At 38.6% G+C, this 14050-nt stretch carries 14 protein-coding genes; 13 read left to right on the forward strand and 1 reads right to left on the reverse strand.

Going from position 1 to position 14050, the window contains the following annotated elements; genetic code table 11:
* Positions 1–101: 101 nt before the first annotated feature.
* The 8 genes from C1A05_RS02390 to C1A05_RS02425 all read left to right on the forward strand — a co-directional run bounded on the left by C1A05_RS02390 (position 102) and on the right by C1A05_RS02425 (position 7703).
* Positions 102–794: an SLAP domain-containing protein gene (locus C1A05_RS02390; protein ID WP_102026568.1), complete on the forward strand. Its 693-nt coding sequence runs from the start codon at positions 102–104 to the stop codon at positions 792–794.
* A gap of 222 nt (positions 795–1016) precedes the next feature.
* Complete coding sequence (locus tag C1A05_RS02395) at positions 1017–2666, forward strand: methyl-accepting chemotaxis protein (RefSeq protein ID WP_234998310.1); 1650 nt, start codon at positions 1017–1019, stop codon at positions 2664–2666.
* Between the two features lie 293 nt (positions 2667–2959).
* On the forward strand, positions 2960–3463 hold the full coding sequence (locus C1A05_RS02400; RefSeq protein ID WP_102026570.1) for an Lrp/AsnC family transcriptional regulator: 504 nt from the start codon (positions 2960–2962) through the stop codon (positions 3461–3463).
* Complete coding sequence (locus C1A05_RS02405) at positions 3460–4650, forward strand: aminotransferase (protein WP_102026571.1); 1191 nt, start codon at positions 3460–3462, stop codon at positions 4648–4650. The genes C1A05_RS02400 and C1A05_RS02405 overlap by 4 nt, the downstream gene beginning before the upstream one ends.
* Positions 4651–4726: 76 nt before the next feature.
* Positions 4727–5899 carry an N-acetylglucosamine-6-phosphate deacetylase gene (gene nagA / locus C1A05_RS02410; RefSeq protein WP_102026572.1) on the forward strand — a complete coding sequence of 391 codons (1173 nt, stop codon included), beginning with the start codon at positions 4727–4729 and terminating at the stop codon, positions 5897–5899.
* Positions 5900–5901: 2 nt separating this feature from the next.
* On the forward strand, positions 5902–6618 hold the full coding sequence (nagB, locus tag C1A05_RS02415) for a glucosamine-6-phosphate deaminase (protein WP_102026573.1): 717 nt from the start codon (positions 5902–5904) through the stop codon (positions 6616–6618).
* A gap of 230 nt (positions 6619–6848) precedes the next feature.
* Positions 6849–7454 carry a transposase gene (locus tag C1A05_RS02420; RefSeq protein ID WP_102026574.1) on the forward strand — a complete coding sequence of 202 codons (606 nt, stop codon included), beginning with the start codon at positions 6849–6851 and terminating at the stop codon, positions 7452–7454.
* A gap of 66 nt (positions 7455–7520) precedes the next feature.
* A complete protein-coding gene (locus C1A05_RS02425) occupies positions 7521–7703 on the forward strand; it encodes a hypothetical protein (RefSeq protein WP_102026575.1) in 183 nt (60 codons plus the stop codon).
* Between the two features lie 53 nt (positions 7704–7756).
* Here C1A05_RS02425 and proC read toward each other — a convergent pair whose 3' ends face one another.
* Positions 7757–8563, reverse strand: a complete 807-nt coding sequence (gene proC / locus C1A05_RS02430) for a pyrroline-5-carboxylate reductase (protein WP_102026576.1) — start codon at positions 8561–8563, stop codon at positions 7757–7759.
* Between the two features lie 219 nt (positions 8564–8782).
* Here proC and C1A05_RS02435 point away from each other — a divergent pair, with 219 nt between their 5' ends.
* The 5 genes from C1A05_RS02435 (at position 8783) to C1A05_RS02455 (ending at position 14016) form a co-directional block, all read left to right on the forward strand.
* Positions 8783–9658, forward strand: a complete 876-nt coding sequence (locus tag C1A05_RS02435; protein WP_234998262.1) for a MurR/RpiR family transcriptional regulator — start codon at positions 8783–8785, stop codon at positions 9656–9658.
* A 192-nt stretch (positions 9659–9850) separates the two neighbouring features.
* Positions 9851–10879 carry a DctP family TRAP transporter solute-binding subunit gene (locus C1A05_RS02440; RefSeq protein ID WP_102026577.1) on the forward strand — a complete coding sequence of 343 codons (1029 nt, stop codon included), beginning with the start codon at positions 9851–9853 and terminating at the stop codon, positions 10877–10879.
* A gap of 146 nt (positions 10880–11025) precedes the next feature.
* Positions 11026–11514, forward strand: a complete 489-nt coding sequence (locus tag C1A05_RS02445) for a TRAP transporter small permease (RefSeq protein WP_102026578.1) — start codon at positions 11026–11028, stop codon at positions 11512–11514.
* Between the two features lie 13 nt (positions 11515–11527).
* Positions 11528–12805: a TRAP transporter large permease gene (locus tag C1A05_RS02450; protein ID WP_102026579.1), complete on the forward strand. Its 1278-nt coding sequence runs from the start codon at positions 11528–11530 to the stop codon at positions 12803–12805.
* A gap of 170 nt (positions 12806–12975) precedes the next feature.
* A complete protein-coding gene (locus C1A05_RS02455; RefSeq protein WP_102026580.1) occupies positions 12976–14016 on the forward strand; it encodes a zinc-dependent dehydrogenase in 1041 nt (346 codons plus the stop codon).
* Positions 14017–14050: the final 34 nt, after the last annotated feature.

Genomic DNA, 14050 nt, shown 5'->3' on the forward strand with positions numbered 1-14050 from the left:
TACTATAAAGAAGTAAAATATTACTAGATAAGAGGATATGATGCGACTCTATTAATAGATTTCCTCATAGCTTCCTTATCGACTTCAAAGGAGAAACGATCATGAAAAAGTCATTTGCACTCATCTTTATTATTTTTATGGTTGCTTTATTAGCTGCATGTAGCTCTGATTCGGAAAAGGAAAAGGAAGCTGCAGATAAACAAGAAGAAGCAACAGAAACGGAAGAAAAAGAAGCAACAGAGGAAACAGAAGAAGCTGAAGAAGCTGAAGAGGTGACAGAAGAACCTGCCACTGAAGCAACGGAAGCAACGGAAGAAGAAGCTCCTGCTACGGAAACAGAAGAAGCTGCGGAAGCAAATGCTGAAGGTAATGTTCCTGTATATCACGAGTTTGACCTTGGACCTGGAGTAGATATGTCTACTGTAGATCAGGAATCATTGGATCAACTACAACAGCTAGTTAACGGATTTGGAGAACCAACAGCTGGTCAAATTGATTTTAACGGTGTTTATGCTACTTACCAAGAAGATGGTACGTTATATGTAGAGGTTTTCGTACGTAATGGTACAGAACATACGATTTATAACATTGAAAGTGAATTAAAAGTGTTAGATGCAAACGGTGAAGAAATTATTGCATCTGCTTTCTTCTCCTTCCCAGAAAGCGACTTTGGAACGTTAGCCCCAGGAAAATCTCGTTTCTGGACATTAACATTCGGACCAGAGTACGTGTATAACGGAAGCTATGATTTGCAGAATTATGTGATTCAGCAGAATAGTACGTATAATTATTAGAGTGCGTGGATGGGGTTTTGGAGTGCCTGTCACTTCCCGAATTTTGTCGAATTGCACCGAAGGAAAAGCCTAACTTCTTAGTTAAAGAGGTTAGGCTTTTTTATGTGTCTGAAGCATTTTCTGATTATTTTTTCATTTTGTTATAAAACTATTAGCAAATGAAACCGATATATACAATAAAGTGTCAAAAAACGACAAAGTAGGTGCACAGATTTGAAAAAAATGCGATTCTTTCGAAAATCATTAAAGACAAAGCTCATTACATTTTCAATTTTACTGGTAACGATTCCATTACTTATACTAAGTACTTTCAGTTACTATAACAGCAAAGAAAGCTTAGATGAACTCGGTAATGCCAATTTAAAAAATGCAGTTTCCTTAACCATCGAAATGATAGATGGATTGAACATTGAAGTAAACAAAGGAAATTTATATAAAGAGGATGCGCAAGAGCGTGTGAAAAGCTCCATCATTGGTGTAAAGAATGAGGACGGCACGCGTGAAATGACCAATGCCCTTGACCTCGGTGAAAATGGGTTTATGTTTGTGTTGGACATGCACGGAAATATAGTAGCCCATCCTACATTAGAAGGGCAAAACTTAATAGATGCTAAAGACCCAAACGGCGTAAAATACATCCAAAAGCTTCTTGAAGTTGGGGATCAAGAGGAGGGAGGCACATTCTCTTATGATGCCCCACTTCCAGGTAAGGAAAACGAATTTGGAAAAATGGTTACCTATGCACAAGCAGAGCCGGACTGGGGTTGGACAGTCGTAGCGGGTACGTATGCATCAGACTTTAACCAATCTGCTAATGATATGATGATAGCGAACGCCATTGTTACTTGGTCTACGATTTTAGTGAGTATTTTTATCGTTTGGTTTATCGCAAACCGGATAGCGAAGCCAATTAAGACGGTATCAGCACGGATGAATCAACTTGCCAATGGAGATTTAGACGGAGAGGAAGTTTCCGTAAAATCGAAGGATGAAATTGGTGATCTAGCGACTTCCCTCAATAGGATGCAGCATAACTTAAAAGATATGATCCAAAATGTATCAAGTGCAAGTGAAACGATTAATAGCCAGAGTACGGAGCTTACTCGTTATGCAGAGGAAGTAGCATCCGGTAGTGAGCAAATTGCGATCACAATGGAAGAGATTTCTAAAGGATCCGAGGAGCAAGCGACTGCATCCTCTGAATTGAATGAAACCATGGGTCGCTTTGTCAATGAGATTGCTGAAGTGGCTTTTACAGGAGAAAATACGAAAAACAATGCCGAAAACATGCTTCAAATGGCGAACGATGGAAGCCGTTATATGGAGAGCTCGGTAAGCAAAATGGATGTTATCAACGACAAAATGCAACAATCTCTTGAAATGGTAAAAGGATTAGACAGTAAAACAAAAGAAATCTCTACAATTATGGCAGTCATAACCGATATTGCAGAACAGACTAATTTATTAGCGCTTAATGCGGCAATTGAAGCAGCACGAGCAGGCGAACATGGTCGAGGATTTGCCGTTGTTGCCGATGAGGTTCGTAAGTTGTCGGAGGAAGTAAGCAATTCTACTTCAGGCATTATTGAAATAGTTAATGAAATTCAAAAAGAATCGCAACAAGTTGTCCAATCATTAGATGAAGGATATCACTTAGTAGAGGATGGCTCGGAACAAATTCAAACCACAGGTCAAACGTTCCATAGCTTAAAGCAAGTGATCAATGAGGTTGGCGAGCAAGTAGAAACCATGTCCGCATCCTTGTTCAAGGTTATTGACGATTCCAAGACCATTAACCAATCTATTGAAAACATCGCATCCATATCCGAAGAAAGTGCAGCAGGAGTAGAGCAAGTTTCAGCCACCGCATAGCAATCCAACAGTGCAATGGAAAGCGTATCAAATAGCGCGAAAACACTGGAGGAAAAGGCGGAGGAATTAAGTGAGTTGATTGGGAAATTTAGGGTGTAGGGGGTTTTTGAGTGCCTGGCACCACCCGAAATTTGTCGAAATTTGAATACGTGCTACATCGAAACAAAAGCTAGAGAAGGGTAAGTCTTTCTCTAGCTTTTTATTACATTTTTGTTAAATCGATTGGAATAATACCTCGATGCGCTTTATAATTTGTATAATCACTGTATTCGTACCGAAAGGAGCACTACATTTTGAAGCTAACGAACGAAGAATTAGAAATTTTAACCATACTAGATGAACACAAGCGAATTTCTACAGAAGACATCGCGATGATGGTGCAGCTGGATCAAGAGCATGTCGAAAACATTATAAAAAAGCTAGAAGATGAGAAGGTCATCGTTAGTTACCCCGTTTTAATTGATTGGAACAAGGTCGAAAGCAAAGAGCAAATTGTGGCAATTATTGACGTGAAGGTGACACCTAAGCGTGGCGTTGGATTTGATGAAGTAGCAGAGCGCATCTATCGCTATCCGGAAGTGACATCCCTTTATTTGATGTCAGGTGCGTATGATCTTTCTATTGAAATTGTAGGGAAAACGATGACTGAGATCGCATCTTTCGTTTCGGAAAAGCTAGCTACCATCGAAAGTGTCATTTCGACGACAACACATTTCATGTTAAAGCGTTACAAGCATGATGGAATCATTATTGATGATCGAGATGATAAAGACCGAAGAATGGTGGTTTCACCATGATGGACTATGAACAATATGTATCGAAAACCGCGGTAGAACTAAAGCCATCAAGCATCCGCAAATTTTTTGACTTAGCTTCCAGCATGGAGAATGTCGTCTCGCTTGGAGTTGGTGAGCCAGACTTTATTACACCATGGAGCATTCGGGAGTCCACCATTGCTTCCCTAGAGGGTGGTTACACCTCGTATACAGCTAACCCTGGACTGCTAGAGCTGAGAGCAGAAATTTCCAATTATTTACGAACACGATATTCGTTAACGTACCAAGCGGAGGATCAACTGATTGTTACAGTTGGTGCAAGTCAAGCGTTGGATTTGGCGTTTCGTGCCCTGTTGAATCCTGGTGATGAAGTATTAATTGTAGAACCAGCCTTTGTATCCTATGCCTCCCTTGTAACATTAGCTGGTGGAAGCCCTGTTTCGATACATACATCGATTGAAAACGGGTTTAAAGTAACACCAGAGCAAATCGATGCGGCGATAACAGACCGGACTAAGGTAATTTTGCTATGCTCGCCAAATAATCCGACGGGTACGTATTTAAATGAGGACGACCTAAAAGCAATTGCAGAGGTTGTCAAAAAACACGATCTAATCGTCGTTTCGGATGAAATTTATGCAGAATTAACGTATGATGAAGAATTTACGAGTATAGCATCGATTGATGGCATGTACGAGCGGACGATTTTAGTGAATGGCTTTTCCAAGGGATTTGCCATGACCGGTTGGAGGCTAGGTTACATCGCAGCCCCAGTGGAATTGACAAAGGTAATGGTGAAAATTCTTCAATATACGATTATGTGTGCACCTCATATGCTGCAGCATGGTGCAATAGATGCGCTGCGCAATAATATGGACCAAGTGGAAAGTATGCGAAAAAGCTATTTGCGAAGAAGGAACTATTTTGTTCAAGCCTTAAATCAAATCGGATTGGAATGCCATACGCCAGGTGGTGCTTTTTATGTGTTTCCTTCAATAAAAAGTACAGGCTTAACCTCGGAACAGTTTGCAGAGGAATTGTTAGTGCAAGAGAGAGTAGCTGTTGTACCGGGTAGTGCATTTGGGGAAAGTGGAGAAGGATATGTTCGATGCTCCTATGCAACCTCCCTAGAGCAGTTGAAGGAAGCAGTAAAGCGAATCGAACGGTTTTTGGGTGCCTGGCACCGCCCGAAATTTGTCGAAAAGTAGAGGAGTGTTTTACGCACTTCTCTTTTTAATTAAGGAGCAGGTTTCTTCATATTAGTATTAAAGGGAGGTGTTTTACATGGTTCAGGTAAGTCCTATTTTAATGGAACGCATAAAAATTTATGCAGAAAACGAAACGATTGAAGAAGGCTATTTACTACTTGAAAATGGAAAGATATCGAAGCTCCTACGAGATATACCTGAGAAGCTACCTGCTGATGTTATTCGGATAAATGGTAAGCATTTAAACGCCCTCCCTGGCTTCATCGACAGTCACATTCATGGTGCAAATGGTGCAGATGTGATGGATGGGACAGAGGAAGCACTAGATGCTATCGCGAGCGCCTTACCGGCAGAGGGGACAACGAGTTTCTTAGCTACGACCATCACCCAATCCCCCGCTAATATTGAAAAAGCGTTAGAAAATGTCGCAACGTATCCAAACAAGGCAGGGCACGCGGAATTGATCGGCATTCATTTGGAGGGTCCATTTGTTGAAAAATCGAAGGCGGGAGCGCAGCCGATAGAATACATAGTCAAGCCGGATGTGGAGCAATTTGAAAAATGGCAGCGGCTTTCAGCAAACAACATTCGAACCATCACAATGGCTCCAGAGCATGATGAGGATGGTGTATTTGCTAGAACTTTACATAAATCAGGAGTAAATGTTTCCGCTGGGCACACGGGTACGAACTTTCATGGGATGAAAAAGGCTGTCGAGCATGGTGTACGACAAGTTACTCATTTATGCAACGCGATGACTGGGATTCATCACCTGGATATTGGTGTAGTTGGAGCTGCTTTTCAATTACAGCAACTTCGTGCGGAGCTCATTACAGATGGCATTCACGTTTCCGATGATATGCTTGCGCTTATTTACAAAAATATTGGCAGTGAACGGCTCATTATGATTACCGATGCCATGCGTGCCAAGGGACTAGATGCTGGTACCTATGATTTGGGTGGTCAATCGGTTCGCGTGTCTAATGGCCGTGCGGTTTTGGGAGATGGAACGCTTGCTGGCAGCGTTTTGAAAATGAACGAAGGTGCAAAACGAATGCTTGGAATAGCTGGTGTGACATTGGAAAACATAGTAGAAATGGCGTCTGTGAATCCTGCCAAACAAATTGGTTTCTTTGAACGAAAAGGAAGTATCCGCGAAGGAAAAGATGCGGATATTATTCTTGTGGATGACCAGATGAATATTCGGTACACCATTTGTGGTGGCGTTATTTCGTTTAGGGGAGGATGACTGTGGAACTCGTAAAAGTGAAGGATTACAACGAGATGAGTGCAAAAGCGTGCTCGATTATTTTAGATATGATGGAGCAGGAGAAAAATCCGGTCCTGGGACTTGCGACAGGGTCTACGCCAGAAGGGCTCTATCAGCAATTCATCCATCAATACAACATAGGGAATGTATCTTTTTCGAATGTAACGACCTTTAATTTAGATGAGTATGTTGGGCTAAGTGAACAGGACCCAAATAGTTATCATTATTATATGAAGGACAAGCTTTTTCATCATATTGATATAAACCTTGAGCAAGTGAACATTCCGAATGGACGTGCAAGAGATTTGGAGCAGGAATGCCTGGATTATGAAAGAAAAATTAAGGAGTCGGGACATATTGATATCCAAGTATTAGGTTTAGGGTTAAATGGACATATTGGCTTTAATGAACCTGGAACTGCCTTCTCTAGTAAAACGCATGTGGTGAAGCTAGCGGAGTCTACTCGAAAAGCAAATTCTCGCTTTTTCTCAAAACTGGAACAAGTGCCACGCGAAGCTATTACAATGGGAATCGAAACGATCATGCAAGCAAAAAAAATCCTATTACTAGTGTCCGGTGAGAAAAAATCCAATGCACTAACCCGTCTGATAGAAGGAGAAGTCTCCGAGGACTTTCCAGCATCCATTTTGAAGCACCATCCGAATGTAGTAGTTCTAGCAGATACAGCAGCTTGTTAGGGGGGGTGCCTGTCACTCCCCGAGTTTTATCGAATAATGTCGAAAAAAACGCCCGATTTTTATGAATCTAGTTATTTTTAAAATATACTCATTCGTCATCTTCCAATTCTACTAATCCTCCAACATAAATGAAGATTTTCTAACTGTATCACCTGCCATAAACGAAATCTCCCCAAATGACAACCAACAAAAATCCTTTTATACTTCACTTAAAAACAAGGATGAAGATCATGCCGAGAAAATTAAGAGTTTGGATTCCGCATTACTTTTACCACATTGTTTGTAGAGGCAATCGGCGAGATGATTTGTTTCGTGATGCTGGTGATTTTAAAACGTTCAAATTGATCCTTGCTCAAGTCCATCATAAGTTTCCCTTCGAAATAGCTGCATATTGCCTCATGACAAATCACTTCCACTTAATGCTCCGCTCATCGGAATACCCAATTTCAAAAGTAATGTCCTTAATTAATAAGCGTTATGCGGATTATTACAATACGAAAAATAACTTCACAGGTCACGTATTTGAAAAGCGATATTTTGCCGAAGTGCTTAATACGTACCGCAGTATGCTGGAGGTAAGCAAATATATACATTTGAACCCAGTTAAAGCGGGAATGGTTGTAAAACCGGAGGCATATAAATGGAGTAGTTATTCGTATTATGTAACCGAGAATGTGCCAAACCTATATCCATACATGAATATAACTCCTGTTTTAGACTGTTTGAACGTGCCAGAAGAGCTGAAAATGGAACAATACTATCAATATATGCTGCAAGATCCTGAATCTGAGGAGGAGAGTACAAGTTTTCGCGATTCGACAAAATTCGGGGAGTGACAGGCACCCAAACCCTAGTGTATAATAATATTTCACATTAGTGGTAAATATTAGGGGGAGAATTTCGTGAAGAAAAAAGTATTGGTTATGTTTGCTATGTTGTTGCTTGTAACTACCGTTTTATCGGCATGTGGAAAAGCTAGTAAAGAGGAATGTGAAAACTATCTAGCAGAAGGAAACATGGAGAAATTCGAAAAAGGGGAATGTTCTCAATATATTATGGAAGAGTTTGAGAATCTATTCAACTAATGAACAGAAGAAATGAAGGCACCTAGAAAAGTGCCTTCATTTTTTTACCACTGTTATTTACTTAAAGATTTCACCTTTTGTGTACATTTCTCCATAGCAGCTTGTATATTACCACGGAATCCTTGTTTTTCAAGCTCGGAAACAGCTTCGATCGTGGAGCCACCTGGTGAGCAGACTTGATCTTTTAGCACTCCAGGATGTAAACCTGTCTCCAACACCATTTTCGCTGCACCAACTAAGGCTTGTGAAGCTAATCGATAAGCTTGATCGCGTGGTAATCCTTGGGCCACTGCACCATCTGCCATGGCTTCAATCATCATATATACATAGGCAGGAGATGATCCGCTAACTGCTGGAATGGCATCCATTAGCTCTTCTGCTACGATTTCTACTTTTCCAAAGGTGTGAAACAGCAAGAGCACCGTTTGAAGCTCCTCATCTGTTACCTCGCGACTAGAACATATCGCACTCATTCCTTCTTGGATTAAAGAAGGGGTATTTGGCATCGTACGCGCGACTTTTACGTTTGTTTGAAATGCACGTTGAACGTCTTCGATGGAAATCCCTGCAGCAATTGTTACAATCACAACAGAAGGCTTCACATTTTGACGAATTTCTTCAATCACTTCCTTATAGCCATTTGGGTGAACAGCTAGAAATAAAATATCCGATACCTCTGCAACCTCTACATTATTTATAGTCGTTTGAATTGGAAACATCGCTTGAACCTTTTGTAATGTTTCTTGGGAGGTTGTACTTGCAATAATTTGCGTTGGATTGATCTCTTCGTCTTTCACCATTCCACCAATCATTGCTTGAGCCATTTTTCCGCATCCAATAAAACCAATTGTTTGATTCATATATACCGTCCTAACTTTTTTAAATCTATTAATTTATGCCCAAATTATAATAATAACAAATAATCTTCATGATATAAAATTATAGGTTATTCAGTTATTATAGGGATTAGACTTAAAAATAACATGATAATTATGTAGAGTATTAGCGAATTGAATTGAAAAAGGGTCTATTTTGAGATTATAATTTATTTAAACTTAAAATTAAAAAGGAGATTATCTATGTCTGATATGTCTGATTTAAATGTAAATAAAAATCCTGGATTTTTTGCTAGAATCGAGGCTATTTTACCTAAACTTAGAGGGGCAGAGAAAAAGGTTGTTTCTTTAATTGAAAAGAATCCAGAAGAAATTATCCATTTGTCGATTACTGAAGTGGCAGAAAGAAGTCAAACTAGCGAATCATCAGTTGTCCGTCTATGTAAAAGATTAGGCTATAAAGGATTCCAAGATCTGAAAATACATTTAGCGCGTGATGTTATTTCTCCAGAAAAGCAAATACACGAGGTTATTGAAAAGGGTGACGATGTTCTAACTATTAAGAAAAAGGTGTTTCAATCTAATATTCAAGCTTTATACGACTCTTTAGAGGTAGTTAATGATACCCAACTAATCCAAGCGGTTAACGCTATTTCAAATGCGAATCTTATTGAGTTTTATGGTACTGGTGGCTCAGGTGCTGTAGCCATGGATGCGCAGCATAAATTATTGAAAATGGGGATTAAAGCATTTGCATACAGTGATGCTGTACTTCAAGCAATGTCTTCAAGCTTATTAGGTAAAAATGATGTAGTAATTGGTATTTCACACACAGGATCGAATACGGATGTATTGCATGCAATGAAGCTTGCAAAAGAGGCTGGAGCTACAACCATATGTATCACTAATTCGAGTAAATCACCAATTACGCAAATATCCGACATTTGGTTACAAACAGCGTCTAAGGAAACATTATTTCGAACGGATGCTATCTCGTCACGAATTGCTCAGTTAACGATTATCGATATTTTAGTTGCATCCTTAACTACAAATAGCTATGAGCACTATTACGAAAACTTACAAAAGACTAGAAATTCAACGATTGAAAAGAAGATTTAACAAGATATAAAAAAAATCTTCATTTTTTTTAATTAATTATTGAAGTAAATTACCACCATGTGCTAAGATGTAATTACCGAAAGAATTTTCCGAAAATGAAAAAAACTCTACCGTACAGGCTAAGAGTTTTTAATTTCGCTAAAAAGAAAGCGTTATCATAGTCGGAGGATGAATAATCAAGGGGGATAAAAAATGAAGAAAATTTTCTTGTTGTCTGCATTAATGGCGGCGCTAGTTATTATAGGTGCTTGTAGCCAATCATCTAGTGGTGAAGGGAATGGGGATACTGTAACATTTAAACTCGCTACTCCTGATCCTGACTCTTCGCCAATAACTCAAGCAGCAAAGGAATTTGCGAAAGTGGTAGAGGAAAAAAGTGATGGTTCAATTAAAATTGATGTACATGCAAACGGAACTCTTTATGGTGGTGATGCATCAGCCGCTGTGAAGCAGTTAGGTGCTGGAAGTTTAGATATGTTAGTTCTTTCGACTTCTTTATACGCAAACTTTGAACCGAAGTTTAATGCAATAAGTGTTCCATATTTATTTGATGATGCAGATCAATTTACTTCGTATCTAAATAGTGATCTTGCTGCAGAACTCTTAACAGAAGTACAGGATGAGTTGAGTATAAAAGGTCTTGGTTATTGGACTCGAGAATTTAGACAAATTACAAACTCTGTTCGACCGATTACCCAACCTGCTGACTTAGAGGGAGTGAAACTTCGTGTTCCAAACAATCCATTATGGGTAGAATTCTTCCAAGGTGCTGGAACAGTTACATCTCCAATGGATTTCAGTGAGGTTTACAATGCTCTTCAGTTAAATACTATTGATGGTCAAGAAAATCCATTAGGTGTTATCGTATCTGCGAATATGTATGAGGTTCAAGACTATTTAACTATTTCTAACCATATGGCCGAAGGATGGCTAGTAGGTATAAATGAAAAGAAGTTTAATAGTTTAACAGAAGAACAACAAAAGATTTTAGAGGAAGCTACAAAAGAAGTTCAGGGTTGGAAAAATAAGGAGGATGCAGCGAACGCTGCAAGTATTATAGAAAATCTTGAATCAGAAGGTATGGAAGTAAATGAGTTGACTTCAGAGCAGCAACAACAATTTGTTGAAATATCTAAAAAAGCATACCCAACCTTTAAAGAGCTTGTGCAAGACGATGAGTATTTTAATAAAGTACTTGAATTTGTTGGAAAAAGTGAATAATAAGATATAGGAACAATAGTAGTCTTCGAAACAAAAATTGAAAACGCTATATTAAGAAGACTACTATTCCTTATACGTCACTCTTATCATTACATAAAGGATGGTATTTGCTTCTATGTATGCTTGTGACAGAAGGGAGTAAACAGATGATACATGATGAACAGAAAAAAAACTATGCCCCTATATTTAAATATTTAAATAAAGTAACAGACTTTTTAGCAGGAATAATAGCCCTTACTTTATTTGTTATCGTAATCATTCAGATAGTTGGAAGGTTAGTTGGACATTCTGCGCCTTGGACGGAAGAAATGACTCGATATGTATTTATTTGGATGATTTTCTTGGGGGTTGGTATAGGTTTTCGTGAAGCTGAATCTCCTAGAGTAACCATCTTAATAAATAATAAATTCTTAAAGAAAATCGGGAGATGGATTTACTCCATAGGTACTATTGCGTTTCTTGGATTTATGGTTGTTTATGGAATGGAGTTAGTAAGTCAACAGGCTAGTATGAATGAAACAAGCTCTGTATTGTTAATACCGATGTGGATTATTGGAATAAGTATACCGGTGTCTGCAGTTATTGGAATCATCAATACGATACAATCTTTACTCTATCATCGAGATCTTATATAGGGGGTGACAACAGATGTCTATTTTTCTGCTAATTCTATTTTTTGTTCTCTTATTTTTAGGAATTCCAATTGCTGCATCCTTAGGTATATCAGTTGTCCTATCTGTACTTCTTTTTACTGATGTTCCCCTTAGTATTGTCATTCAATCGATGTATAGTTCGATGAATAGTTTTATTATGGTTGCGGTTCCTCTATTCATTCTTGCTGGAATTATTATGGATGAAGGAGGAATTGCAAAACGTATTTTTGACTTTGCAAAAAGTGCTGTAGGATGGATGCGTGGAGGATTGGGTCACGTAAATGTGTTGGCGAGTTTAATTTTTGCGGGTATGGCTGGTTCCTCAATTGCAGACGTGGCTAGTACGGGTCGCATGACCATTAATGCTATGACCAAAAATGGATATCCATTAAAATATTCTACAGGTTTAACCCTTATTACATCAATGCTAGCATCTATTATTCCGCCTAGTATATTGATGGTAGTTGCAGCATCAACTGCAGGCGTTTCTGTAGGAACAGCTTTAATAGGTGGGCTTATTCCAGGGATTTTAATTGCAATAGTTTACATGATATATAACTATTTTTACTGTAAGAAACATGACATTGGTGCACCAATTAAATTTGATTTACGAGTACTTGGGAAAGAGTTTGTAAAAGCATTCCCAGCTTTACTTGCTCCTGTAATATTGCTTGGCGGTATATTATCAGGTTTCTTTACACCAACAGAGGCAGCAGCAGTAGCCGTTCTTTATACGTTACTCGTAACGCTATTTATCTATAAGGATATTAGTTTTAAACAAATACCTAATATTTTTTATCGAACAACTAAAATGACTGGTACTATCCTTTTTATTGCAGTAACAGCAAAGGCGGCAAGTTGGGCATTTGAATACGATGGTTTACCTACTCGTATTGCTACATCTATTACAAATTTTAGCGATAGTCCAATCGTTATTATGCTGGTGTTGTTTGTGTTTTTACTAGTTGTTGGTATGTTCATGGATGCAACAGCAGCAATCTTTATACTGGTTCCAATTTTAATGCCAACTGTTATGAGTGTGGGTATTGATCCAGTGTTTTTTGTAATATTCATGGTAATGCTTCTATCCTTTGGTTTGATTACTCCTCCTGTTGGAGTATGTTTATATGCAGCAAGTAATATTACAGGATTGTCTGTGGAAGAAGTATCAAAGACTACAGTCCAATGGATAATTATTACGTTCTTTATTCTTTTGGTGTTTATATTCTTCCCTGAATTAGTTACCGTACCATTAGAGTGGTTTGGTATCTAGTGGGTGCTAAAATAGGGGATTCGTTGAAAGTACATCGAAGCCCCTTAAAAATACACGATAATGAATATTTCCTTCATTTTTCTATAAATTATATTGAAGGAAATTACCACCAATAATATAATGAAGGTGGAGAATAGGTATTACATTTGACGAGACAGGAGTTGTTGGAATTGAAAGCAGCTGTATTTTATGGGCCAAACGATATGAGATTAGAGGAAGTACCAAAGCCGGAAATTACGAAAGATGAAATTTTACTAAAGGTTAATGTAAGTGCAGTTTGTGGTACGGATGTAAGAATTTATTTAGGAAAAAAGACAAAGGGAGTACGTACACCATCTACAATTGGCCACGAGCTAGTTGGAACTGTCGCAGAGGTTGGTGATAATGTACAGGAATTTGTAGTGGGAGATCGAGTAGGCGTTATGCCGGTTATCCCTTGTGGAAACTGTTACTACTGTCAAAACGGGAAAGAAAATGTGTGTGCAAATCGTACGGCAATCGGCTATGAATATGATGGTGGATTTGCGGAATATGTACGAATTCCAAAAACTGCGCTACAGGCAAAAAATATAGTAAAAATACCTGATCATATAACCTTTGAACAAGCAGTTATTGCGGAACCATTAGCTTGTTGCTTGAACGGTAACAAAAAAGCAAATGTAAAAATGAACGATACAGTTGTTGTTATTGGTGGGGGACCAATCGGACTGATGCACGTCCAGCTTGCCAAAATTGCTGGTGCAAAGCAAGTCATTTTAAGTGAATTAGTAGGTCACCGACGTGAGAAAGCAATAGAAGCTGGCGCAGACATTACTGTAAATCCAGAACAGGAATCATTGGAACAAGTAGTGATGGATGCCACGGATAAGCTAGGAGCAGATGTAGTAATTATGGCAATTGGAGTTCCACAGCTGGTTAATGGCGCAGTTTCTTTATTGAAAAAAGGCGGTACATTAAACTTATTTGCTGGTTTTACAAAAGGTGTTCTTTCTGAATTAGATCCAAATATTATTCACTATAATGAAATAAATGTTAACGGAACTTCAGCCTTAACGCGTTCCAATTATCATGAGTCACTATCTTTAATTGTTTCAGGAAAAATTAATACAGACGTGATTACAACGCAAGGGTACACATTAGATGATATACAAAAAGCAATTGAAGATGTCCGGGATGGAGTTGGCATGAAGTCTGTAATTCAAATCGGATAATTTTTTTGAGAAATGTATGAAGGAAATTTTCACC

The sequence above is a fragment of the Salirhabdus sp. Marseille-P4669 genome (genome assembly GCF_900240405.1).
In the GTDB taxonomy this organism is placed as follows: domain Bacteria; phylum Bacillota; class Bacilli; order Bacillales; family Alkalibacillaceae; genus OEQK01.